Origin of the sequence: Fictibacillus nanhaiensis, assembly GCF_019801215.1 — a bacterium.
Classification (GTDB): Bacteria; Bacillota; Bacilli; order Bacillales; family Fictibacillaceae; genus Fictibacillus; species Fictibacillus nanhaiensis_C.
Genome location: NZ_JAHVJO010000001.1, coordinates 628,411 through 653,363, shown reverse-complemented (window position 1 = coordinate 653,363; position 24,953 = coordinate 628,411). Strand labels below are relative to the sequence as shown.

The 24,953-nt window shown below is 37.4% G+C and carries 28 protein-coding genes; 4 read left to right on the top strand and 24 right to left on the bottom strand.

The window, feature by feature from the left end; genetic code table 11:
* Positions 1 to 102: 102 nt before the first annotated feature.
* The 10 genes from der to prsW form a co-directional block, all read right to left on the bottom strand.
* Entirely contained in the window at positions 103 to 1,416 is a 1,314-nt protein-coding gene (der, locus tag KUV80_RS03405; RefSeq protein ID WP_222461267.1) for a ribosome biogenesis GTPase Der, read from the bottom strand.
* Between the two features lie 135 nt (positions 1,417 to 1,551).
* Positions 1,552 to 2,154, bottom strand: a complete 603-nt coding sequence (locus tag KUV80_RS03400; protein ID WP_222461266.1) for a YphA family membrane protein — start codon at positions 2,152 to 2,154, stop codon at positions 1,552 to 1,554.
* Positions 2,155 to 2,247: 93 nt separating this feature from the next.
* Entirely contained in the window at positions 2,248 to 3,387 is a 1,140-nt protein-coding gene (gene rpsA / locus KUV80_RS03395; protein WP_222461265.1) for a 30S ribosomal protein S1, read from the bottom strand.
* 83 nt (positions 3,388 to 3,470) lie between these two features.
* Entirely contained in the window at positions 3,471 to 4,052 is a 582-nt protein-coding gene (locus KUV80_RS03390) for a lysophospholipid acyltransferase family protein (protein WP_222461264.1), read from the bottom strand.
* A 1-nt stretch (position 4,053) separates the two neighbouring features.
* Positions 4,054 to 4,728 (bottom strand): (d)CMP kinase, encoded by a 675-nt coding sequence (gene cmk, locus KUV80_RS03385; protein WP_222461263.1) that lies wholly within the window; start codon positions 4,726 to 4,728, stop codon positions 4,054 to 4,056.
* A gap of 134 nt (positions 4,729 to 4,862) precedes the next feature.
* Positions 4,863 to 5,039, bottom strand: coding sequence for a DUF5359 family protein (locus tag KUV80_RS03380; protein ID WP_222461262.1), 177 nt, complete (start codon positions 5,037 to 5,039; stop codon positions 4,863 to 4,865).
* A 52-nt stretch (positions 5,040 to 5,091) separates the two neighbouring features.
* Positions 5,092 to 5,754, bottom strand: a complete 663-nt coding sequence (locus KUV80_RS03375; RefSeq protein ID WP_222461261.1) for a flagellar brake protein — start codon at positions 5,752 to 5,754, stop codon at positions 5,092 to 5,094.
* Between the two features lie 102 nt (positions 5,755 to 5,856).
* On the bottom strand, positions 5,857 to 7,206 hold the full coding sequence (gene ypeB, locus KUV80_RS03370; RefSeq protein ID WP_222461260.1) for a germination protein YpeB: 1,350 nt from the start codon (positions 7,204 to 7,206) through the stop codon (positions 5,857 to 5,859).
* A gap of 16 nt (positions 7,207 to 7,222) precedes the next feature.
* Positions 7,223 to 8,083: a spore cortex-lytic enzyme gene (gene sleB / locus KUV80_RS03365; RefSeq protein WP_222461259.1), complete on the bottom strand. Its 861-nt coding sequence runs from the start codon at positions 8,081 to 8,083 to the stop codon at positions 7,223 to 7,225.
* 119 nt (positions 8,084 to 8,202) lie between these two features.
* Entirely contained in the window at positions 8,203 to 8,883 is a 681-nt protein-coding gene (gene prsW, locus KUV80_RS03360; protein WP_222461258.1) for a glutamic-type intramembrane protease PrsW, read from the bottom strand.
* 90 nt (positions 8,884 to 8,973) lie between these two features.
* On the opposite strand from prsW, the gene KUV80_RS03355 reads away from it, so the two are divergent.
* Positions 8,974 to 9,942, top strand: a complete 969-nt coding sequence (locus KUV80_RS03355) for an asparaginase (protein WP_222461257.1) — start codon at positions 8,974 to 8,976, stop codon at positions 9,940 to 9,942.
* Between the two features lie 51 nt (positions 9,943 to 9,993).
* On the opposite strand, the gene KUV80_RS03350 is transcribed toward KUV80_RS03355, so the two are convergent.
* The 6 genes from KUV80_RS03350 to KUV80_RS03325 all read right to left on the bottom strand — a co-directional run bounded on the left by KUV80_RS03350 (position 9,994) and on the right by KUV80_RS03325 (position 16,110).
* Positions 9,994 to 10,980, bottom strand: a complete 987-nt coding sequence (locus KUV80_RS03350) for a YpdA family putative bacillithiol disulfide reductase (RefSeq protein ID WP_338083463.1) — start codon at positions 10,978 to 10,980, stop codon at positions 9,994 to 9,996.
* A 97-nt stretch (positions 10,981 to 11,077) separates the two neighbouring features.
* On the bottom strand, positions 11,078 to 12,361 hold the full coding sequence (locus KUV80_RS03345) for a Glu/Leu/Phe/Val family dehydrogenase (RefSeq protein ID WP_222461255.1): 1,284 nt from the start codon (positions 12,359 to 12,361) through the stop codon (positions 11,078 to 11,080).
* Positions 12,362 to 12,601: 240 nt separating this feature from the next.
* The gene (locus KUV80_RS03340; protein WP_222461254.1) at positions 12,602 to 13,519 is read right to left on the bottom strand and encodes a D-alanine--D-alanine ligase family protein; all 918 of its coding nucleotides are present in this window, start codon (positions 13,517 to 13,519) and stop codon (positions 12,602 to 12,604) included.
* Positions 13,520 to 13,686: 167 nt separating this feature from the next.
* The gene (locus KUV80_RS03335) at positions 13,687 to 14,277 is read right to left on the bottom strand and encodes a genetic competence negative regulator (protein WP_222461253.1); all 591 of its coding nucleotides are present in this window, start codon (positions 14,275 to 14,277) and stop codon (positions 13,687 to 13,689) included.
* A 105-nt stretch (positions 14,278 to 14,382) separates the two neighbouring features.
* A complete protein-coding gene (locus KUV80_RS03330; protein WP_222461252.1) occupies positions 14,383 to 15,291 on the bottom strand; it encodes a MerR family transcriptional regulator in 909 nt (302 codons plus the stop codon).
* A 66-nt stretch (positions 15,292 to 15,357) separates the two neighbouring features.
* Positions 15,358 to 16,110: a metallophosphoesterase gene (locus KUV80_RS03325; RefSeq protein ID WP_222461251.1), complete on the bottom strand. Its 753-nt coding sequence runs from the start codon at positions 16,108 to 16,110 to the stop codon at positions 15,358 to 15,360.
* Between the two features lie 183 nt (positions 16,111 to 16,293).
* On the opposite strand from KUV80_RS03325, the gene KUV80_RS03320 reads away from it, so the two are divergent.
* The gene (locus KUV80_RS03320) at positions 16,294 to 16,509 is read left to right on the top strand and encodes a hypothetical protein (RefSeq protein ID WP_222461250.1); all 216 of its coding nucleotides are present in this window, start codon (positions 16,294 to 16,296) and stop codon (positions 16,507 to 16,509) included.
* A gap of 5 nt (positions 16,510 to 16,514) precedes the next feature.
* On the opposite strand, the gene KUV80_RS03315 is transcribed toward KUV80_RS03320, so the two are convergent.
* The 5 genes from KUV80_RS03315 to KUV80_RS03295 all read right to left on the bottom strand — a co-directional run bounded on the left by KUV80_RS03315 (position 16,515) and on the right by KUV80_RS03295 (position 20,525).
* Positions 16,515 to 16,967 (bottom strand): DUF2663 family protein, encoded by a 453-nt coding sequence (locus tag KUV80_RS03315; protein WP_222461249.1) that lies wholly within the window; start codon positions 16,965 to 16,967, stop codon positions 16,515 to 16,517.
* Positions 16,968 to 17,068: 101 nt separating this feature from the next.
* The gene (locus KUV80_RS03310; protein ID WP_222461248.1) at positions 17,069 to 17,368 is read right to left on the bottom strand and encodes a hypothetical protein; all 300 of its coding nucleotides are present in this window, start codon (positions 17,366 to 17,368) and stop codon (positions 17,069 to 17,071) included.
* Positions 17,358 to 17,975: a CPBP family intramembrane glutamic endopeptidase gene (locus KUV80_RS03305; RefSeq protein ID WP_222461247.1), complete on the bottom strand. Its 618-nt coding sequence runs from the start codon at positions 17,973 to 17,975 to the stop codon at positions 17,358 to 17,360. Before KUV80_RS03305 ends, KUV80_RS03310 begins: the two co-directional genes overlap by 11 nt.
* Complete coding sequence (locus KUV80_RS03300; protein WP_222461246.1) at positions 17,972 to 19,477, bottom strand: RecQ family ATP-dependent DNA helicase; 1,506 nt, start codon at positions 19,475 to 19,477, stop codon at positions 17,972 to 17,974. Before KUV80_RS03300 ends, KUV80_RS03305 begins: the two co-directional genes overlap by 4 nt.
* Positions 19,455 to 20,525 (bottom strand): helix-turn-helix domain-containing protein, encoded by a 1,071-nt coding sequence (locus tag KUV80_RS03295; protein WP_222461245.1) that lies wholly within the window; start codon positions 20,523 to 20,525, stop codon positions 19,455 to 19,457. Before KUV80_RS03295 ends, KUV80_RS03300 begins: the two co-directional genes overlap by 23 nt.
* A 229-nt stretch (positions 20,526 to 20,754) precedes the next feature.
* Between KUV80_RS03295 and KUV80_RS03290 the strand changes: the two genes are divergently transcribed.
* Both KUV80_RS03290 and serA read left to right on the top strand, forming a co-directional pair.
* Positions 20,755 to 21,003, top strand: a complete 249-nt coding sequence (locus tag KUV80_RS03290) for a ferredoxin (RefSeq protein ID WP_222461244.1) — start codon at positions 20,755 to 20,757, stop codon at positions 21,001 to 21,003.
* Between the two features lie 187 nt (positions 21,004 to 21,190).
* Positions 21,191 to 22,762, top strand: a complete 1,572-nt coding sequence (gene serA, locus KUV80_RS03285) for a phosphoglycerate dehydrogenase (RefSeq protein ID WP_222461243.1) — start codon at positions 21,191 to 21,193, stop codon at positions 22,760 to 22,762.
* A gap of 70 nt (positions 22,763 to 22,832) precedes the next feature.
* Here the strand turns inward: serA and KUV80_RS03280 are convergent, their stop codons facing one another.
* The 3 genes from KUV80_RS03280 to KUV80_RS03270 form a co-directional block, all read right to left on the bottom strand.
* Positions 22,833 to 23,645, bottom strand: coding sequence for a histidinol-phosphatase (locus KUV80_RS03280; RefSeq protein WP_222461242.1), 813 nt, complete (start codon positions 23,643 to 23,645; stop codon positions 22,833 to 22,835).
* Between the two features lie 248 nt (positions 23,646 to 23,893).
* A complete protein-coding gene (locus KUV80_RS03275; RefSeq protein ID WP_246625012.1) occupies positions 23,894 to 24,436 on the bottom strand; it encodes an ECF transporter S component in 543 nt (180 codons plus the stop codon).
* Positions 24,414 to 24,815, bottom strand: coding sequence for a DUF4430 domain-containing protein (locus KUV80_RS03270; RefSeq protein WP_222461241.1), 402 nt, complete (start codon positions 24,813 to 24,815; stop codon positions 24,414 to 24,416). Before KUV80_RS03270 ends, KUV80_RS03275 begins: the two co-directional genes overlap by 23 nt.
* Positions 24,816 to 24,953: the final 138 nt, after the last annotated feature.

Sequence of the window (24,953 nt, the reverse complement as noted above, 5' to 3'; positions counted from 1 at the left end):
CTTTTTTGTCTCTCTAGCCTGATTTTTCTATTGAAAGATTTAAAAAAGAAAATAGCGGCAAATACACCAAGTTACAGCCACTATTTTCTCTGCCTAAATTCTTTAATCGTTCTTCTTTCGTGCGAAAATTTTAATCGGTGTTCCGATAAAACCAAAAGTTTCACGAATTCTGTTTTCTAAAAATCTTTTATAAGAAAAGTGGAAAAGCTCTGGATCATTTACAAAAATGACAAAAGTAGGCGGCTTAGAAGCTACTTGTGTAGCATAGTTAATTTTTAGACGCTTCCCGTTATCCATTGGTGCCGGATTCATAGCAACAGCATCCATAATGACCTCGTTAAGCACATTTGTTTGAACTCTAAGCGCATGGTTCTCTGCAACTTGATTGATTACAGGGAACAACTGATGCAAACGTTGCTTCGTTAACGCTGAAACGAATACGATAGGTGCATATGATAAGTACAGAAAATGATCTCGAATCTTTTGTTCGAATTTCTGCATGGTCTTGTCATCTTTTTCAACAGCATCCCATTTATTAACAACGATGACTACCGCTCTTCCTGCTTCATGTGCAAAACCGGCAACCTTTTTATCTTGTTCAATGATGCCTTCTTCTGCATCAATCACCATTAAAACGACATCTGATCGTTCGATCGCTTTCATGGCACGCATTACACTGTATTTTTCAGTCGTTTCGTAAACTTTTCCGCGTTTACGCATACCAGCTGTATCAATGATTACGTATTTTTGGCCTTCCCGCTCAAAACCTGAATCAATCGCATCTCTTGTTGTTCCTGCGATGTCACTTACGATAACACGTTCTTTTCCTAAAATGGCATTTACTAAAGAAGATTTCCCTACGTTCGGTCTACCGATTAAAGAAAAGTAGATGGTTTCATCATCTTTTACTTCTTCTTCATGCTCAGGAAAATGACTGACTACTTGATCTAAGAGATCACCAAGTCCAATACCATGTGTCCCTGATACACCGATTGGCTCACCCATCCCTAGGCTGTAAAACTCATATAATAATTCTTTTCGTTCTGGGTTATCAATTTTGTTAACACCGAGTACGACTGGCTTTTTAGAACGGAAAAGCATTTTGGATACTTCTTCATCAGCAGCTGTAATCCCATTCATGCCGTCTACAAGGAACAAGATAACATCTGCCTCTTCAATAGCAAGTTCGGCCTGCTCTTTCATCTGGCTCATAAACGGGGCATCACTAATCTCAATACCGCCCGTATCAATTAAATTAAACTCGGTATTCAGCCATTCTGCTGAACTGTAGATACGGTCACGTGTTACCCCTGGCATATCCTCTACTATGGAGATACGGTCTCCTGCGATTCTGTTAAAAATGGTAGATTTTCCAACGTTCGGTCTTCCTACTATCGCTAAAACTGGTTTCGTCATGCTGACACTTCCCTTTTTTCCTGATCATATATAATCATCATTTTCTTTTATAAGTTCGTTTACCTTTTTAGGTTTCTATAAAATTAGACAAGTCCACTTATTTTAGCAAATTCTACTGCTCTTATACAACTTAATCTAGATTTGTTTTGCTGAATTTACTTTCTTAAACGTCAAGCGTCTTATTTTTTTGAACATATCTACCAATACTACCATAAATAAGAGAATCATTGAAGATGAGACTAACAAATCTAATACATACATAGAACCTATTTCTAAATAACCGTTAAGCCGATAAATTAAGATTTGATAGAGTGCATCCCCTATAAACAACCCAATTAAAGGAACAAAAAAGAGGTCATTCTTCCTTTTTGAAAGAAGCATTAAAATAACAACGAGAACAACAATGAATAAATATTTCTTTTCTATAATGAATTTCACAGGATCATAAAGTGCAAATAATTCAATAGCTACATAAGAGGTTGCAACGATGAAGCATGCTGAAAGATAGTACAGAAGCTGAATGGAATGTTGAACAACATAGAAAAAACCGATACATAAAAAAAAGAGAAAAGCCATGTTGACAGATCCAATCGAAAAAGATATCGAATAGCCTGATAACATTATTCCTAGCAAAAACGTAATGCCGAGCCCATTCCTCTTTCCGCTCCTAGGCATTAAAAAGGTTATGAAGACCCATCCCATCCACATGAACCAATAAAATAAAGTACCGTCATTCATGCATTTCACCTCGGTAGCATTATGCCACTTAAACGGACCTCTTAATCGTCAAAAAAAAATAGCTCCCGACAAAATCGAGAGCCATTTTACAGCTTATTTAAATTCTTTCAACTGATCACCAATCATTTCTGCTAATGAGAATCCTTTTTCTTCTTTTGGAAGATTTTGCTTTAAATTTTCTTTGTCTTTATCATCTTGAACAGCTTTCATGCTTAAGCTCATTTTTTTCTCTTTGTTATTCACATCTAATACTTTTACAGAAACTTGTTGTCCCTCTTTTACAACTTCACTTGGATTACCGACATGACGGTTGGCTAATTCTGAAATATGAACCAGCCCTTCAATCCCAGGGGCAACTTCTACGAATGCCCCGAAAGATACGATTCGTTTTACAGTACCCTCAATCAAGCTTCCAGGTTTGATAGAAGAACTTGCTTCTTCCCATGGTCCAGGAAGAGTTTCTTTTATAGAAAGAGAAATTCGGTCATTGTCGCGGTCAACAGAAAGTACTTTTACTTTTACTGTCTCACCTTCATTTAAGACTTCTGCGGGGTTCTCTATACGTTTATGAGAAAGCTGGGAAACATGAACTAGTCCATCAACGCCACCAATGTCAACAAAAGCACCAAAATCAGTTAAGCGCTGAACTTTTCCTTCAATAATCTCTCCAGGAGATAACCGATCTAAGATCAATTGTTTTCTTCCTGCATCTTCTTCCTCAGTAACAGCACGATGTGAAAGAATCACACGACCTTTTTCATGGTCTAATTCTACAATTTTTACTGTGAGTTTCTTGCCTTTGTAATCTGAAAAATCTTCCACAAAATGAGACTCTACCATAGATGCAGGTATAAAAGCACGAACACCTAAATCTACAACAAGGCCGCCTTTTACAACATCGTGAACTACAACTTCAAACGTTTCTTTAGCCTCATACTTTTCTTGAAGCTCAGCCCAGGATTTCTCACTGTCTACCGCTTTTTTTGAAACGAGAAGCTTGTCCTCTGTGTGAGAAAGCACCTTAACCGTAATCTGATCTCCTTCATTTAACACGTCACTAACCTTTTCGATAAAAAGACTCGAAACTTCATTAATTGGTAAAAACGCGTCTTGTTTGGCGCTTATATCAACTAAAGCATGCTTGTCTTCCACTTTTAATACAGTACCTGTAACGGTTTCACCTTTTTCAGCCATAGCAGCATTTGATAAACTTGTGCTCATTTCTTCTGTCATGTTCGTGCCCTCCTCAATAATTAGAAAAGTAATTTATTGAACTTTCTCAAAGAAAGAACGTTAACATTTGTGTAAAGATAAGATCACTCATTTTCTGTTTTTAACTGTCCTATATGTTTCATTATAAGCTCTGTCGCTTCTTTAGCGGAAGCTTTTTGCTCCCGTAAATGTGTAAAGTCAATAGGCTTTCCAAAGACAATTTTTAACTTCTGTCCTTTTTTATATTGTCCGATGATCGCACAAGGAACGATATGGGCTTCTGATTTAAGGGCAAAGAAACCTGCGCCAGCTAAACCTTCACCAATTTCTCCCGTCTTGCTTCTCGTTCCTTCAGGAAAAAGCCCTACGACCTTACCATCTTTCAAAAGCTTCATCCCTGTTTTTAATGCCGTTTTATCACTCATTCCACGTTTTACAGGAAATGCATTAATACTAGGAAGGATATTTTTTAATACAGGCATTGAAAACAGTTCTGATTTTGCCATAAAATGAACTTCTCGTGGGGAAGCCACTCCCACAAGGGGGGGATCGTAGTTATGAATATGATTCGTACAGAGCAAAACGCCGCCAGATTGAGGCATGTTTTCTGTTCCCATGATCTCAGGTTTGTAAGTGCTTTTAAAATAAGTGCCGCAGAGCCATTTACCAAAAGAATAAAGCTTCATCTTAACGTGCCCTTTCTTCAGCATAGTGAAGGATGCTTAAAACGACTTCATCAATCGTCATGCTCGTAGTATCAAGCTCGATAGCATCTTCTGCTTTTTTTAATGGAGCTGTTTCCCTTTCACTATCCCGCTTGTCTCGTAACGTAATTTCACTTTTTAATTGTTCAAAATCAGCTGGAAACCCTTTTAAAAGGTTTTCTTCATACCTTCTGCGGGCCCTTTCTTCTACTGATGCGATCAAGAAGATTTTTAATTCTGCATTTGGCATCACATGTGTGCCGATATCTCGTCCGTCCATGACAACGCCGCCAGATTCTGCAAGCTGTTGCTGTCTTTTTACCATTTCGATCCTAACTTCTTTTTGACGTGCTACGAACGATACGTTGTTTGTAACATCTGAAGACCGGATCTCCTCTGAAACATCTATTCCATCAAGAAATACCGCTTGCCCTTCATTTGTTTTAATCAGTTGGATCTCAGTAGTTTGAAGTACAGATTCAAGAGCTGATCCGTTGTTAAGATCTTCTCCTAAGGAAAGAGCTTTATATGTTAATGCTCTGTACATAGCCCCTGTGTCGATATAAATAAAAGAAAGGCGCTCAGCTACCTGCTTTGCTACCGTACTTTTCCCTGCTCCTGCTGGGCCATCAATGGCGATTGATAATAATTTGTTCATGTTTCCTCCTACCAGTACCTATGACTATGCATACATAACAATAAAAGCAGGTAGATTTCTCCCTGCTTTTTCTCTCTAACATAATCTGTTCATGCAACAGATTAATTCTATTTCTATCTTACCACAATTGTTCCTTAACGGTCTATTGTTTCCAAAACGGGTTCTCTTTCCCCTTTAATAACGCCCTCATAATAAATACTCTTATTTGTATATAACCTGAAAGATGGAATCTCCATAAAAGCTTGAGCAAGTAATAATAAAATAAAATGGACGATTGCGAGCTGAATCAGCATTCGATCTAGCCGTTTCACACGTATCACCTTCTTTTCGGTGATTATTATGCCCAAAAATAAAATAGATATCCTATATTTGTTTTTCCTTTTTTTTCATTAGCAGTTGTTGTTCAAAACAAAAACGAACGATATGTTGTCTTACTTTTGGGAGAATCTGTGTAAATTGGAGAGATGCCCTTTGCCTTCCATTCGTTTGACCTTCTAATATCCTCAACACGTTGCATTGAAGATCTAAGTAGATCTTTTTACCTGACTGCATCGGAAGGACGACTAAACAATCCAATTGATCCCCTTTGGATACCTGATGCCGTACAGGTAAGGACAAGAGCATTCCTCCTGCACTCAAATCAAGGACTACAGAATTAAAGGATGGATAAGCATCACCTACATGTTTCACATTTGTATCTAATAACGTTTCTACCCTTACAAACTCCCTGCGCTGTATTTTATGAATTTCTTCTTCTTTTGGCAAAGTGATAATTAATACAGGGATTTTTTCTATTTTCCTGCCAAGTAATTCTGTTCGGAAAGTATAGACATTTTTTTCTTTGTCAACGAACGAAGCTTTAAATTGAGTGCCATCAAAAAAATATTCTGTTCGATTGGTCGTTGTGTTACTCGGATAATCAATATATAACTGATCTCCTTTCACCTCGCATACCTTGCATTTGTATTTGTCTTTTTTATCTGAAAACATAGGTTCTAAAAATAGTGGTTCACCTGCAATGATCATCGTACTTCCCCCATATTACTTTCTTTACTCTCTACCTTATTATGACAGTTATAAAATAAAAGAAAAAGCAAAATTTCAAAACGAAATTTTGCTTCATTCTTATTAGATCTCATTATAAGAAGGCTCTGCTTCTTTTAACTTTTTCACTTCTTCTTCATTGCCATTTTCCGCGTTAATGAATACTTGATAGGTTTCATTCCCAAGGATTCCGAGGAATTCATAGCATAATACTTCTTCATTAATATCGTTTAGGATTAACGCTTTGCTTACTTCTTTAACTTGGAATTTTGGATTTAAATTCGTTCTTGCTTCTTTTTCAGAAATTTCAAATGCTGGAAGATTCCGATCTTGATGGGCTAAAAGAAAATCTGTTCCTTCATACCCCATGATGTCTCCATTATCAAGTGCTACTTTTACAGTAACGACTTCTGGATAGATTCTTACATCATCCTGTAATCGTGCGTATGTGAAAACCCCGATATTTTCATATTGATCGCTCGAAACCATTTCCATTTTACTATCCATATGCTTCTTTAAAAAGTCTTCTGCTTGAAGCATTGCTTCGTTTAATGAGATCTTCGTTTTACCAACATTACGGTCGTATAACACCCAGAGCGGATATCCACCTTTTTTGGTCAGATCCATATACGTTGTACCTTTTGTCTCTGGATTATAAAGGGTTAGAGAATACGCATCATACTTTGCATCTTTTCCTGATTTCTCGACCGTTATCTTTACGTTTTTCTTTAATTCAAAAAACTCTATGGCGATCTTTTTCGCTTCTTCTTTTGTAATCTCTTTTCCTTTAAGCTGACTGAGATTACGATCTTTCATTTTCATCATGTTAGATACTTCTGGCCCAAAATCAACCTCTGAATATCCTTCTACTGTTTTATCGACCGTTTTGAAACCATCTATGATCGTGTTGTCATCTGGCTGTTTATTTGTAGCCAAAGCCATCTCGACATCCATCCAGCGAAGATTGTTCTTTTGTGCCAATGATTCTGTTTTTCTTAATTCATTCTGTACTTCTGTTGCATTCGCATAAAGCTCTTTTAACGTGTTATATTCCTTATCACTAAGCGGTTTCTTTTCTAAATCCCGTACGGCTGTCCGATAACTAAATTCTCCCATTTTCGCTAAGAATTCTTCTGTTTTATTAAATGGGAGTAATGCTAACGGAAGCTGTCCTACATCGTTATGAGCTTCCGATGTTAGTCTCCAAACTTGTGCAAGTGCAGGAGAAAGCTGGTTTCTTGAATTCATAGCCAGCGTTTCACCAATCTTGTCGTGAAGAGCATCAACGTGAAAGTTTAAATCATGGAAAGCTCGTTGATAGTTATTTTCAGCTTGTAAAAGAACGGCATTTTTTTCTTGATGCTCTGTATAGCCCCAATAACCTGTTCCTGCAACAGCCACGAACAAGAATACAATTAGAATTGTGCGTATCATCTATATCACCCCTTTATTAGTTGCAAAAAATATGCTTTCCGATTTTTTTGATTTGTGGACGGCCCCAAATCCAGCCAGAAGTTGCGGTGTCTGGGTTAAAATAATAGATGGCTTCACCTGTCGGATCCCACCCGTTTAACGCATCCATAACCGCTTTTTTAGCTTGATCGTTAGGAGTCAAATAGATCTGGCCATCGGCAACTGCCGTAAATGCGCCTGGTTCAAAAATTACACCAGATACTGTGTTGGGAAAAGATGAACTCTGCACACGATTTATAATGACAGCTGCTACAGCGACCTGACCGATATATGGTTCCCCTCTCGCTTCACCATAAACCGCATTGGACATTAGATTCAAATCGTTCTGTGAGTACCCGTCAGGAATATTTTTTGCGGGTTTCACTTGAGCCGGTTTCGCTTTTGCTTGACCACCGCCCCCTGCTCCGCCTTTTGGCGTGCCGCCTTTTGCTGTGCCGCTCTTTGTTTGTTTACTCTTTTCCACTCCACCATAGTAAGAAAATTTATTTCCTGATCGAATCTGCTTTTTAACCCATGCTTTATCAAACTTCGAAGCTTTAGCGAGTTTTTCCTTCGTCGTTCCACCTGCAAGGCCGTCGATCTCTAAGCCAAATTCATATTGAAAGTTTCGTAACGCCCAATAGGTTCTCCATCCAAAAACACCATCGATATCTCCAGTGTAAAACCCTAAATATTGAAGACGGGATTGCAGCTCAACAACGTCGTCTCCAGATGCTCCTTTTTGAATGACCTGGTTTGAAAACGCATGTACACCGTTTTGCCCAAATCCAGCAAGTAACCCAAAACAAAGGGCAATTGCAAAAAATATTCCCTTTATGTAAGCTGAATTTCTTTTCATGAGAAAGTTAGCCTCCTGTAATTTAATCTCCATTTCTTGTTATACATGTATCATTTGTAATCCGTTTTTTTTTATACAATTTCAAAGTCTCATTGTTAACAAAACAAAAAAAGACCGGTTTAGATACCGGTCTTTGCATCAGGATTTACATAGGGATTCAATGAGGAATTTGCGAGCTTGACTTTACGAAGTGCAAACCACCATAAAAAAATCATAAAGGGAAACATGTAAAAGAAAATATATTTTGTACTGGATAAGAGTAAAAAATTAAAAGTTCCATGAAGCACAATTGGCAGTATCAGTGACAAGTTTAAATAAAGAATCTTTTTTCTTCCTGAAGAAAACTTTGCTTTCCCTAAATAAAAACCCATTATTACGCCAAATAAAGCATGACCGCTTACAGGAAGAAGAGCCCTGATCAAAGCCTCTTCTATACCGAACGTATACAGATAAAAAATATTTTCCAAAGAAGCAAAGCCAAGTGATAAAGCTGCTGCATAAACGATGCCATCGTATGGTTCATTAAATTCTTCATGAAGATATGCACCATAAAAAACTAGAAACCATTTTAAAAACTCTTCAAGAGCACCGCCGACTAAAAATGCATCAGCAAATAAAGGAATATTCATCTCTTCCTTGAACCCAAACTGCAGGACCATAACAGGAAACACGAGAAGAACTCCAAATATATAAACCTTTACGACTAATGATAAAGGTTCTGTTTCATATTTATCTTTTAGGTAAAAAAAGGATAATAGAGCAATAGCCGGTGCCACTGCTGCAGATATTACAGCCAGCATGTCCTGCCTCTTTTCTACTGTTTTTTTCTATCGTAACATGATATTTTAAGAAGTGGAATAGCGAACAATCGAACAAGGAGGACGGCAATATTGAAAAAAATATTACTCATTCATACAGGCGGAACGATCGCCATGGAAGAAAATAAACACACCGGTGGGGTGAATACGAAAGAAATACACCCGCTTGAAGCTACAATCACTGAACTTTCAAATATTGCACAAATCGTTTCAAAAAACTATGTTAACTTGCCTTCTCCTCATATTACACCTTTTCACATGCAGGAGCTCGCAACGTTTATTCAAGAACAAACAAAGTCTGAGCAATATGACGGACTCGTTATTACACATGGAACAGATACACTAGAGGAAACAGCTTATGTGCTCGATTTAGTACTCGAAACACCAATCCCTGTTATCGTGACAGGTGCTATGCGTTCGAGCAATGAACATGGATCTGACGGGCCCTATAATCTGATCTCCTCTGTAAAAGTAGCTTGTGATCAGCAATCGCTCGGAAAAGGAGTACTTGTCGTCTTTAATGATGAGATCCATTCTGCAAAAAATGTGACAAAAACACATACTAGTAACATTGCGACCTTCCAAAGCCCACAATACGGCCCGATTGGCATAGTCACAAAAAGAGGAGTGTTCTTTCACCACACACCACTGCAATCAAGCCGATTTTCTGTTAAACACTTCACTAAGAAAGTAATTTTGCTAAAAGCGTATGCTGGAATGGATTCTTCTCTCATTGAGGCAGCCAGCCAAAATGTTGATGGTGTTGTTATTGAAGCACTCGGACAGGGTAACATGCCTCCACTAACTGTTCCTGCCATCCAAGATCTCATCTCTCGAGGAATTCCAGTTGTGCTTGTATCAAGATGCTTTAACGGAATCGCACAAGATATTTATTCATATGATGGCGGCGGAAAGCAGCTTAAAGAAATGGGCGTTATCTTCTCTAACGGCCTCAATGGTCAAAAAGCCAGACTGAAGCTGATGATTGCATTAGAAAATACAAATTCATCAGAAAAATTACAGCAATTGTTTTTAGAGTAGTTATGATGTCATCATTTTAAATATGATAAAAAGCCGATACCCTTTAATGGATTATCGGCTTTTGTTTCGTTTCTCTATCGTATCGGCAATAATCTCACCATGAAATCTTCCATTTTCAATAAAGATCTCGTTTGCATTGTTGCCTGCTGCGATGACACCTGCTATAAATAGGCCATTTATGTTTGTCTCCATTGTTTCTTCAGAATAAAAAGGGCGTCCATTAACAGGGTCGATTCCGACTCCTATACTTGAAAGAAATTGATGATCGGGATGATATCCAGTCATGGCAAATACAGAATGAAAAGGATGGAACTTTTCTTGATCTGAAATCTGGACAAAAACACCCTCTTCAGTAATCTCTTTCACATACGCAGAAAATGTCATCTTGATCGATCCATTTTTTACGCACGCTTCAAAATCAGGGAGTACCCACGGTTTGATACTTGGAGAATACTCGCTGCCTCTATAAAAAACATGCGGACGAGCTCCTGCTTTTTGCAGTTCTAAAGCAGCATCGATCGCAGAATTTTTACCTCCGATAACGGCAACATCTAAATCATAAAAAGGATGCGCTTCTTTAAAATAATGATATACGTGTGGGAGGTTCTCTCCTTTTACGTTCATCATGTTCGGATTATCATAATATCCTGTAGCGATGATCACCCATTTTGCAACGTACGTCGTTTCTTCTTTTTTTCGATTGATTGTTGTAACCTTAAATGGACCATCCTCTTTTTTTTCCACAAATTTTGCTTTTTCGAATGTACGGATGTTTAATCGATTCCTTTTTACAACTTCTCTATAATAAGTTAATGCATGAATTCGATTAGGCTTCCTTTGCTCATGCACAAAAGGGAAATCACCAATTTCTAGTTTTTCACTTGAACTGAAAAAAGTCTGGTGGGTTGGATAATTAAAGATGGTGTTGACCACGTTTCCTTTTTCAATCACACAATATGAAATGCCTTTTTTCTTTAACGCGACGGCTGCTGCTAAACCACACGGCCCACCGCCAATGATACATACTTCAACATTCACTTGCATCACCACTCCAAAAACACGTTATGGATTCATTGTTGCCAAAAAAATCTCCTATCATCATATGATAGGAGATTTGCTCTAGGTTTGCAAAATATTAAATCCAGCCTCTGAATCGTGATGCTTCAGCCATCTTACGAACACCCACCATATAAGCAGCGAGCCTCATGTTGACTTTTCTGTTCATTGCCGTTGTATATACGGTTTCAAACGATTTAACCATCACTTTTTCAAGTTTTTCTTCGACTTCTTCTTCAGTCCAATAGTAGCCTTGGTTGTTTTGGACCCATTCGAAATATGAAACGGTAACACCGCCAGCACTTGCGAGAACGTCTGGAACAAGAAGAATTCCTCTTTCAGACAAAATTTTTGTAGCTTCAAGTGTTGTTGGCCCATTTGCAGCTTCTACAACGATTGTTGCTTTGATCTGATGTGCATTTTTTTCCGTAATCTGATTTTCAATAGCTGCAGGTACTAAAATGTCACAATCAAGCTCTAGCAACTCTTGATTTGTAATGGTGTCTTTAAATAATTTTGTAACGGTTCCAAAACTATCTCTGCGTTCAAGCAAGTAATCAATATCCAGTCCTTCAGGATCAAATAGACCGCCATACGCATCTGAGATCGCGATTACTTTAGCACCGGCATCGTGCATGAATTTAGCAAGGAAACTTCCTGCATTACCAAATCCTTGTACAACTACTCGAGCACCTTCAAGCTGGATGCCGCGTTTTGCAGCAGCTTCGCGAATACAAATCGTAACCCCTTTTGCAGTTGCTGTTTCACGTCCATGAGATCCACCTAATACAAGCGGTTTACCCGTAATGAATCCTGGAGAATCAAACTCTCTAATTCTGCTGTACTCGTCCATCATCCAGGCCATAATTTGTGAATTTGTAAATACATCAGGTGCAGGAATATCTTTTGTAGGTCCTACGAGCTGACTGATCGCTCGAACATATCCGCGGCTCAATCTTTCCAGCTCTCTAAAAGACATTGTACGCGGATCACAGATGATGCCGCCTTTACCGCCACCATAAGGTAAATCTACAATTCCTGCTTTTAAACTCATCCAAATCGATAACGCTTTTACTTCTGTTTCAGATACATTCGGATGAAAACGAACGCCGCCCTTTGTTGGACCAACAGCATCATTATGCTGGGCACGATATCCTGTAAAAATTGTAGTGCTTCCGTCATCCATTTTAACCGGAATTCGAACGGTTAACATACGAATTGGCTCTTTAAGCAACTCAAAAACTTCGGAAGAATATCCTAATTTATCGAGCGCATCCGCGATCACGGATTGCGTGGATGTGAGCACATTGTCATTTTCATGATGATTGTCGGATTTTTGGTCTGTAGTATTTTGGGCTGTCATTTGTTTACCTCCCATATTTGTCACCTCTAAAGTTTAGTCAAGCTTCAACGACAGTATACACCTTCCGAAGACGGTTGAGAAGAAAAATTTAGTGAATTTCACCTAAAAAGAAAACGCTTTCTTAATCTCTAAAATTTAAGAAAATAACTAATATTCTGCCAATAATATTGGATTTGACTGATCTATTGATTTTAGTTAAACTGCCCCATCCTTCCATTTAAGATGGGGCATTTAGAACTATTATTTCTTTAGCGATAGATCGATTAGTCTTTCAATCATGCTTGGGTAATCGAGTCCGATCTCTTTTGCAGCATCTGGGAAAAGACTTGTCGGTGTCATTCCTGGCAATGTATTCACTTCTAGAATAACAGGTTCTGAGCCATCATGCGGTACGATAAAATCGACTCGCGAATACACTTCACAGCCTAGTACTTCATGAGCAAGAACAGCTTGTTTTTGCAGAAGATCTGTTGTTTCTTCATCCAATCTTGCCGGAACATAGTGGATACTCCCGCCCTCAGCATATTTTGATTCATAATCATAATAAGCATTCTTAGGTTCAATTTCTACTACAGGCAATGCTTTCATCTTTCCATATTCACCCATTACAGCAACGGTTACTTCTTTTCCACTAACAAACTGTTCAACTAGTATCGTATCATCATGCAAAAAAGCGTCAGCGATTCCTTTTAAGAGTTCTTCTTTGTTTTGAGCAATCGTTAACCCGATTGTAGATCCTTCTCGGTTCGGTTTTACAACCGCTGGAAAGTCAAAGGATAGATCTAACTGGTCTTCCCTGTACGCCTTTTTATACAAAACCTTTTCTTTAGCGATTTTTATGCCGACTTCTTTAAAAAACTGTTTTGATTTCGCTTTATCCATAGCGATACCGGAAGCTAACGCACCTGAACCTACATAAGGGATATTTAACATATCCAAAAGACCTTGAAGGCGGCCATCTTCCCCAAACTTTCCGTGAAGTCCTAGAAATACAACATCTGCTTCAAGTTCCAGCAACTCATGTAATCGAGAAGGGTGAAAATCGATGCCGATAACATCATGACCTCTGCTCTCGAGGGCAGATATAATTTGATTTCCTGTAGACAATGATACTTCGCGTTCAGCAGATACTCCACCATATAAGACTGCAATTTTCATTTAATGGTCACTCCTAGCCCAAAAGTTATGTATTTATTATATTCCCTGAAGTTTTTACGGTTCAGCGGATGAAAAATATTACTTATCATAACACGTTTTTCCCTTAAAATCAGTAAGTGTAAACAATTTAAAAAGGACGCAGATATATGCGCCCTCCTTCCTGGTTGCTATTTAAAATAACGGAACAGTTCATTTACAGCATCCGACTTCATTAACTCTTTTCCATATTCAATCACTCTATAGCTAGTAATGGTAGAAGAGCTGCCGAATTCAGCGAGAACTGCAATAAACAAATCAAGGTCAAGTGGTGTTACCTCTTCTTCTTCGAACTTTAAGTAAAAGTGATTATTGAAAGAAAACAAGCGCCCACCCTTAATATCAAGTGAATGAAGACGTTTTGCTAATACGATTACGTCTTCGAATGATGAAAACTCATAAAAAATTTCATCATTTTCATCAAGAGTGACCTGCATTTCTATATAATCTTCGTCATATTCCTCTTCAAGATCGTACTCGTTAATACCTTTTGTAACAATAACAACCATTCCTTGAGCTGGCAGAGAAAAAACTTCAACCGCAATAGGACCGTCAGCTTTAAACCCTACCTCATCATCAGCTTCAGTCATCATGTCACGGAAGAGCTGATGTACTTTCGGAATGTCTTGCCATATTTCTTCCTTAGAAATACCACGTTCATTCAGATCATCAAAAGTTAGGAAGATTTTTATTTTGTTATAGGTTAACCGTTCTACCCGCATCTCTGGTCCCCCTTACGATCGGCGCTATTATGTCTTAATTACAATATATGAGGTTGTGAAAAGTTGGTGATAAGCATACAAGCAAAATATAAATCCATTCAACAATTATTTCTTAAGTTTTTTAGAAATCCAGTCATCCCAATCAACTTTTGCGTTACCGATCAAAAAATCACCAAACGTTTCTTTTACACTTTCTGGGATATGGTTAATTGCTGATCCTCCAACACCAAAAGCGATTTCAGGGAATTTTTCTTGAAGATTTTCCACCCATTGAAATGTCTTATTCACATGATCTGTGATGGTACACGATAAGAATATCATTTTCGGTTCGACTTCATTTATGACAACCTCTAAATCTTCTTGCGGAATTCCATGACCTAAATAAATCACTTCAAATCCTTTACGTCTTAAAAACAGTGTAAACATGAGAAGTCCTAGTTCATGCTCTTCGTCTACTCCACAGCTTGCTATCACTTTAGGAAGATGCGGATCGGATGGCAGCCATTGCATAAGTTGTCCAATTTTCATCCTCAGAAATGACGAAGTAAAATGTTCGTGTGCAACTGTAATTTTCTTTTGTTCCCAAAGATAGCCGACTTGTACTAATAATGTACCCAAAATATCGATTATGACTTTTTCCAAATTATACATACTAAACGCTTGGCTTAATAAATCGTTTGCCTTCTTTTCCTGAAAAGACAGCAAAGCATCTAGAATCATATTTGACATTTCTACTGCACGATCCGTATTTTCAACGGAAAATGGTGCAGCTTCTTTATAAAGTTCCCCATTTTGCGCGACGTCAACCGCCTGACTTATTGTGAAACCTTGATTCACTTTGTTCACAAGCCATTTTAAAATGTAAACCTGTTCGTCCGTATATAAACGATGACCTGCCTCGTTTCGATGTGGCTGAACGATCGAATAGCGCCTTTCCCAAGCTCTTAATGTTCCAGCTTGAATGCCTAGCATTTTGGAAACCGCTTTAATATTATATTTCCCTTCACAAGGCATCCGTACTTCCTCCAATAAATAAGTTAAGAAGAGTATATCTGAAAAAACATTATACTGTAAACTTTTTCACTTTTTTGAGAGGGTAATCAGGTGTGATTCACACGGAGCTCCTAAACGTAAAGGAAGATGGGTTGCTCCAAACCCATTGCTTATTAAAAGCTGATAGGATTTGTAATCATACCAACCCCCTTTTTTCGCAATTCCAAATGGCCCTAGTCTTATTTGTCCACCATGTGTATGACCAGATAATACGAGACAGATCCCATGCTCTTTTTTTATTTTGTTAATGATAACAGGATTATGACTAATAAGAATACGACATGAAGAAGTACATTGAGCAACTGCGTCTTGCAATCTGTCTTTACGAAGTGATGTATCATTCACACCTACAAAATCAACAGCTCCATCTCCCTTTATCAGAGTGATGAATGAATTGTCTAATATGAGAGTTCCCTCTTCCATAAGAACCTTTTGAAGTTCATCAATATCCACGTCATAATCGTTATTACCCCAAACAAAATATACTGGACCGATCTTGGAAAGCATTTTTAAATTATTTTGGACTCTATTCATCTTGACACCTTTCTCAACCAAATCCCCGCCGATAAGGACGATATCCGCTTTTCCTATTTTTTCTATAATTTCTTCTTGTATGGTCCGTTTGTGGATATCAGAGATAAAAAAGATTTTAAAATGATTAAATGATGAAGGAAGCTTGTCTACTTTAACTGACTGAAATCTGACACGATTTCTATGTGCTTCAATATACATATATAGTAAGAAAAGAAACCCGGATATACCTAATAAAAAAAGAATCATAAAAGCCTCCTGAAAATGTTAAACGATCTTACCACACCACGAAATGAAAATGAATACTACAGTGATAAAAAGGTTAATTTTTTGAATATTTAAAAAAGATTAGTTGAAAATTTTGTAAATTTACCGTATGATAGAAGTACATTCAATGCTCTAAAAATTTATAAAAATTGGAGAGGAAACATCATGACATTAACTAAATTGAAAAACAAATCTCTCGTGACTGACCTAGATTTATCCTATAGCCTTCGTCTTGGCTTACCGATTGAAGTGTATTGTCCAGATAAACATGAAACAATAGCATTCGGCAGGATCGATCAATTTTGTGAGATGACTGTTGTCGTTCAAGGTCAACATCATAAAAGGGATTCTGTATTATTTTTTGGTTGCCCTTGCCAGTAAGATTTTCATTTATGAAAAATGTTTATATTATATTCTTTCTTCATAAACTCGAATACAATATGCCTCTTAGCCCATTGTTCCTCATCACTCCACCATTCTTCATTTCTATCGATAAAATCTGCCCTAATTGACTCAAAATCATCATCTGCTTTTTTATATTTCTTTTTCATCCACATCATATAAAAACTTGCAAATAAAATAAAACCAATACAAATCCATACCATTTCATCCCCAAACAATAATGTAAGCGGATTGATTAGAGGCGATGCGCTGTTCAGTTTATAAAAATAAAGATAAACGAACGTTGCGACAACCACAAATATCATAGATAATCCCCATTGGTTCATGGCTTTTTTCCATCTGTCTTTCTCAGCTTTTTTCTCAATTAACTGAGCTAAAACAATACTTGTCAATTCATTTACAAAAGGATTTATCTTCCAGTGATTCAATGCATTCATACACAAAACCTCCTGTAAAATAACTATGCCAATACAAGCGGATTCATGCTTTTAAATACACAAAGACCGTCAGGAAATCACATGACCTGACGGTTTTTTATTTAGTGCTCGATCTTCACTTGTTTAACGCCTTTATTATCTTCACTATGTACGGGCACATAGATGTTTTGTGACCAAAATTGATAAGTAACGGTGAGCACGACCAAAAGGATGAACGCCACGAGTAAGAGTCTGGTTACTATAAAGGAAGACTTATTTTTATCCTTTTCAGTTTGTTCCTTCTTTTTTCTTTTCTCTCTTTTCTTTCCGTGGAGGTCACTTCTAGATGGCAATGAGCTAGTTTTTACGTTCTCCATACTTTTTGTTTTTTCTCTTAAACGTTCTGCTTGGTCATTTTCCATCTGGATTCACACTCCCCTTTTCACTGTCCACATTATTTTGATAATGCCGGGCGATGTAACAACCTGAAATAAAATCGATTAAGAAATGAGCTAAAAATGGTATCCATATCGTGTTCGTCCACTCGTATAAAAACCCAAGCCAGAAACTAAGCATCGTCACAATACCAAATAATACAGGTTTCTTCATATAACGTACATGGAGTAAGGAAAAGATTAAACTCGTTGCCACTAGACCAATCAGAGGCTGCAGAACGCCACGGAATAACCATTCTTCTGCAAATGCAATTACTCCTGTTAAGACAAAAATATGAAGATAAGATAATGTTCCGAAAATCTTCTCGTTTATCCCTCCGTCATCAAAATAATGAGAAGGTAATCTATTTTTCAATTGAATAGACATAACAGGGAGAACAAGTCCCGTAACTATCGCTGCCAATAAATAAATGAAGGATATTTGAGCATTAAAGCTCCATGGAAACGTAACGTTAAAAATAAGAGCCATACATCCAGCGATTATGATAAAAATCCCTTGTGATACATACACATTGATTACTAACTGCTTTGGTGAAAATTCATCCACCCAATTTTGTTTTTCCGGTCTTTTCATGCTTGATGTTCCACTTCCTGTCTTAATAATCGTCCAAGTTCATCCTCCCAAGCAACATAGTCAGCCTTGTTACTTTCATTTTTTCCATAAAAACGTGAAAACTCGGCACGACAACTAGAGCAGCAATTATCAATTTCTTCTCCTAACGTTTCACCAAAATAGCTTAAAAGTGCACTTCGTTTACATTCAGGACTTTTTATCCAATGTTCAATCATCCTCAACGCATGATATTTTTCTTTTTTTCTTTCCTCAATCTTTTTCTTTAACAAGGATTTAAGAGCAGTCTTTGTATCTGAAGAAACATGAGTTTCATATAACACATCTGCTTTATGTAGATGATACTCCATAAATCGTTGACCCGTTTCAGACATACCTGCCATTTGTAATCTTTCCAATAACGTACCATGAACCAACGAATCATGAGGGTATAAAACGAAGTCCATTTGGGTTTCATCCGGCAGTTCATGTTCAATGAAATGAAACGGTATTTCTAAATCGGAAAGATGAAAAAGAAGAATGGCTACAGACGGTGCAAGGTCCCTGCCAGCTCTCCCAATTTCCTGAACATACCCCTCTATTGTAGAAGGAGTATGAAGGTGAATGACGTATCGGATATCAGATTTGTTAATTCCCATACCAAAAGCGTTCGTACAAACGATTAAGCTAAGTTGAGAGTGTAAAAATTGCTTTTGGACGAGTAAGCGTTCATCTTGATCCATTCCGCCATGATAGTATGCTACATCGTTGATTCCTCTTTCTTGGAGAATCATGACAAGCTGTTCAGCGGCTTTTCTCGTATTCGTGTAAACAATACCCGGCCCTTTTAAACGATTTATTAAATCAATGGCTTTGTCCTGTTTTTGCTCTAGATCAGAAAAAGATTCAACAAACAAAGAAATATTTGGACGATTTACGCTATAAATATGTACTTTCGGCTGCTTCATTTCCAAATAATATCGAATATCATGCTGTACTTGTTTTGTGGCTGTCGCGGTCAAAGCCAGACATAACGGTTCCCCTAATCTTTTTTTCATGAGTGCTAGATCTAAGTAGTGAGGCCGAAATTCATGTCCCCATTGGGAGATACAATGCGCTTCATCCACAACAAATAGCGACCATTCTACCGATATTAGTGCTTCCTGCACGAACTTACTTTGAATAATCTCAGGGCTCACAAACACAAACTGAAAATCATCTAATTGCCTTAATATGTGTTGTTTTTCTCCATGATCTAAAAAGCTATTTAGGGCAATCGTCTTTTTAAACCCAGCTTGTTTAAACTGATCTACCTGGTCTTGCATTAAGGAAACTAAAGGAGAAACAATTAAAGCTCTTCCTTTTAATAAATGAGCTGCCATCTGATAAATCAGTGTTTTTCCAGTTCCTGTCGGAAGCATTCCAAGAACATCCTGACCTGAAAGCAGGTCAGTTAAGATTTCTTTCTGCCCAGGTCTGAACTCATCAAACCCATATATTTGCTTAAGCGCTGCTTCCAGTTGCAATTTTACCACCCTCTTTTGCAAGAACAAGTCTTATTTGCAGATACGATAAATGAGGAAAAGCTTCTTTAATCGGACGTAATTTATTTTCCTTCGTTTTATTATAAAAACAAACAACTTGGTCTGTATCTTCCTTCTTTATATATGGGTATATGGAGAATTCAGGAATAGCACGTGCAATTTCGACAAGATGATCTTCCAATGTGCTGGATTTTAACTTTCTGATTCTCATAATCTCTTGAATGGTCTTATCTTTCGTCAGCAGTTCATACGTAAGAGAAGCCGATTTAGTTAAGGCTGGAACTTCGGTATAACTCCCGATCAATGAGTGTAATACAGGAAATTGTTTAGAATGATCTCTTGATAATCTTAAACAATGATGAAGAATCGACCGAAAACGCAAAGTGACCTCAGTCTTATCTAGGCTCCACTCTTTTGCTAACTGCTCAAAAGTATTTCCTATTCGATCATATCCTGATAATTTTCTTACAAAAATACTTGCTGAACGTGTATCAGTTTCTTTCAGAATAAAGGAAATTTCAAAGAAAAGCTGTTGGGCTATCTCTTTTCTCTTTTGTTCTGATCTTGGAAAAAGTGATTTTACTTTATCCACTGTGTTACGATCTCTTACGATAGGTGAATAATCATTATGTCCATAAAGCGCGTTTGAAAGCGCCTGGGTATATAACGTAATGATCCTCCAGCACGATTGTTCTATTGACGCATATTTCAACCCATCTAACTTTTCCATAAATCCCATTCGTTTTTTTTCATCCAATAATAACGATTGTCCGTTTTCAGTAACGACAAATACATTCTCTTCTTGTTCTTCAATCAAATCCATGGAGTTTATCCTCAAAAGGAGTACATTAAATTCTTCAGTTGTTATCCCTTTTAAAGCTGCATAATATGGTTGAATACCAAACCATTGGCTGTCTGATAAAGATTGAGAAGTCTTTTTTCCTGATAAGATGTAATAAATTCCTGAACTTTTTCTGCTTCCATTTATTTTGTCCAATACATCAACAACAAGGGGAATACAAATTTCCATCGTTTATCACCACGCTAAAAGTCTATCTCTATTTTATCAGATTATCGGATTTTAAGAATAAAAGTGTTATATTTTCAGGGGGGATGGGAATAAAAGAAAAGATGAGGAATCTAATTTTCTATTGAAATGTGTTGGGATACTTATTACAATATGATTAGTAAACCTTAATTAAAAAATGGTTAAATTTGTATTACAGAGTGGTTTTCCAATTTATTAGGAGGTATTCATTATGCCAAAGTATACGATTGTAGACAAAGAAACTTGTATCGCATGTGGAGCATGTGGGGCAGCCGCACCAGACATTTACGATTATGACGATGAAGGAATTGCATTTGTAACGCTAGACGATAACCAAGGGATCGTAGAGATTCCAGATGTGCTGTTAGAAGACATGCAAGATGCTTTTGAAGGTTGTCCTACTGACTCTATCAAAGTTTCAGAAGATCCTTTTGATGGCGATGCACTAAAATTCGAATAGATTACATGTATTGCCGCCCTCTTTTTAAGAGGGTTTTTTATTTATTTTATTAAGGATGATTCTCATTGTCAATTAGTTTTTTATTTTTTGAAACCGCTCTCGTAAAAAACACGGTTGTGCCCTTCATAAGAATGTGTTAAGTTATCAAAATATTAATACTATTATAAAGAGACCAAGGGGTGGAAACGTGACAACAACCATATTGATATGTGATGGGATTACAAGTGATGGCATTGAACCGTTAACAGATCTAGAAGGTGTAGAACTCGTCTTTGGAACGATTGATGAGATTCACCCTGATAGCATTCAAGGTATTATGGTCAGAAGCGCTACGAAACTTACAAGATCTGTGCTCGAAAAGTTTTCTCAGTTGAAAATTATTGCACGTGCTGGTGTTGGTGTTGATAACATTGACATTACAGCTGCCACCGAAAAAGGGATCCTTGTGGTTAATGCCCCAGAAGGGAATACGATTTCTACTGCTGAACACACTTGGGCTATGATGATGTCATTGCTGAGAAATATCCCTCAAGCCAATCAATCTGTTAAGCTTGGGGAATGGAACCGAAAAAAATATACCGGACAAGAACTTTACCAAAAAACATTAGGAATAGTAGGAATGGGACGGATTGGAACAGAACTTGCTAAACGTGCTAAAAGCTTTTCAATGAACGTCAATGTGTACGATCCGTATTTCTCATTAGAAAAGCAAAAAGAACTATCTGTTACGTCTGTCGATCTAGATACTCTCATACAACAAAGTGACATCATTACGGTTCATACCCCATTAACAAAAGACACCCACAAGCTTTTAAACATGGATAACCTTAAATTTGCAAAAAATGGAGCTTTCATCCTCAACTGTGCTCGAGGTGGTATCATTGATGAAGATGCTCTTCTGCATTATTTAGATAATGGACACTTATCAGGTTGTGCACTTGATGTTTTTGAACAAGAGCCTCCCATGAATCGAAATTTAATCCAACATCCTAACGTAATTGTTACTCCACACATTGCAGCATCCACCATACAAGCTCAGAAGAATGTAGCATTTATGGCGAGTGATGAAATAAAATCATTTATCCTGAACAAACCTTTGAAACATGCTATTAACTTCCCTTCATTATCAAAGGACACTTACGAAAAATTAATTGCCTATTATGATTTTTCTCATGTGATTGGATCTTTTGCCACTCAATTTTTTAAAGAACCCGTTTCAGAAATTTCATTAGGTTATGGAGGTTCTTTATCAGATATAGATACCACTTCATTAACACGCAGTTTTCTTTGCGGATTTTTAAAAACAAGACTCGGAAGGCCTGTTAACGATGTTAACAGTATGGTAGCCGCAAACGAACGCGGCATTGTTGTCGGAGAAAAGCGCGGTATCGATGATTATGGCTATCCTAACATCATTCACGTAAAAGTAACAGGACAAAACCATACCTTCACGATGTCTGCAACTTTAGTTAAAGGATTCGGTGGGCGCATCATACAATTAAATGGGTATACTGTTGATTTTGTGCCTCAAGGATCGCTATTGTATATTGAACATCTTGATACTCCCGGTATTATTGGGAAAGTAGGTGCTTTTTTAGGCGAACGAAAAATTAACATAGCAACGATGCATGTTGGAAGAAAATCAGCTGGCGGGGAGGCAATGATGGTGTTAACCTTTGATAGCCAGCTCCCTGAACCTATTCAAAAAGAACTTGCAAAAATTGAAGATCTTCTCGTTTGTAAACCATTAGATTTATAGACGAGGGAAAAAGGCTCAAAAGCGAAACAACCGCCTTTGAGCCTTTTTTCTTTACAAAAAGCTTACAGAGCTAACCTAACACAACTTCTTTTCGAACTCCCTCTTTAAATGTCATAAGGGAGGTATAACCAGCCTCTTTTGCAAGTTGAATAGAAGCTTCATAGTTTTCACCAACTTGATGAGGTTCGTGTGCATCGGAGGAAAGTACGATGGGAATCCCTTTTTTATAACACATGGCCAATAGTTCTGGCTCGGGATACAATCTTCCGACAGGTTTACGAAGTCCTGCTGATGATATTTCTACACACGTTTTTGAATTCTTTAACGCTTCGGTTATACGCTCATATTGTTCTAATAAAAATTCTTCATCTTTAGGAACATAATTAAAAATTTTAACAAGGTCTAAATGTCCAACTACATCAAACAGGTTAGATTCAGCAAGTGTAATGATTTGGTCGTAATAGGCTCGATATGTATCGAACAAATCTCTTCGGTCCCATTCCTTTCTGAATTCCGCAAGATCGATGCCAAAATCGCCAACCCAATGAACAGACCCTATCACATAGTCAAAGTGATAGGAGGATATAAAAGCTTCCATTTCTTTATGTCGGCCTGGTGTATAATCCATTTCAATAGACATTTTAACGTCCATTCCCCGCCTGTCTGCTTCCTTAAACAAGTCTACATAATCATTCATTGCATAATATCGTCTTTCTTCCATCCATGGTTTTGAAACAATATTTTTTGTTTCATGAAAATGATACGCATGTTCAGATATTCCAAGTTCGCCGATCCCTTTTTTCTTGGCCGTTTCTACAAATTTTGCTAAGTAATCGATGGACAAGGTGCCTTTTTCTAAATGAGTATGGTAATCCGTTAGCATATTCGTCTCCTTTTAAAAAAACGTTTTACCATATGTAACATGAATCACCCTATCAATCAAGTATTTTATGCGCCGAGCTTGACACCGAAAAAAAGAACACTAATACATAACGTAAGAAAAAGTACAGCAAAAAAACGATTTAAATAATCTCTCATTTTGTCCTCCTAAATGTTTAAGAATCAACTTTACTATCTTATTCAATCAATCAATGTTTTGAACACTTTTTTTGACAGCAAAAAAGCCGCCTGTCAGCAGGCAGCTTTTTTGGTTACATCTTTATTTAATTGCTGTTCCATCACAGTCAGTAACGGTTTATACAAAATAATGAAAAATGCGATATTGCCTATCGCATGATTAAGATCAAAAGGCAAACCTGACAAATAATAGGGCCAAAATTTTTGAATCATAATTCCACCCATAATGATTGACATGATCAAGCCGAACAAAAAGCCACAAAAAGCCGAATATAAAATTAACAGAATCCAAGGTATGTGGTGTCTATATCTTCCAAGGAAACCGCTTATAATAGCAATCGTTCCCCAAGCAATCATCTGACCGAACGACCATAAGCCATGACCCAAAAATAAATTTGTTGTCATTGTACTTATTATCGCAAGGAACAACCCATGTAGAGGACCAAGAGCAAAAGAAGCGATGATAAGAATGGTAGTGTTCGGCTGCACATTTGGTATAACCGCAAATCCAATTCGCCCAACAGTTAATATAGCAGCGAGGAGTGCGATGGTTGTCATCCTTCTAACGGTAAAGCTATTCATATTTATGGAAGTCAAACTCAACCGAATCACCAGGTTTTAAGGTGATATCTTTTGCCCCTTTCATCGCTTCCTCACCATTGACAGAGAAAAACCAAGATGTTTTATCTTGTTCGTTTCCTGCAACACCATCAATAGAACTGATGAAAGAATCATCATATTGAGTTTTGATCTCAAAATTATTTTTCATAACATCCATAACAGTTGTCTCTTCAGTAATATCTACTTTTTTTTCTGTTACTTTTTCATTGCCATTGTCTTTTGTAATATGCACAGTTACCTGCTGTTTTTTGCTTTCTTCTGACTTAGGCTGATCAGAAGTATTTTTAGTCGTTTCTGCAGTCCCACATCCAACCAACATCATCATTGTAGTAAATACTAAAAACAGTTTTTTCATACGAAACCTTCTTCCTATTTTTTTTCTAAAATGAACCAAAAAAATCCCCTTCGTCTACGAAGGAGATTGTCAATTTGGTATACAGGCAGAAAACAGCCGCCTATTAGTGGCACTGTCTTAACACCTCCCCTATCCTCG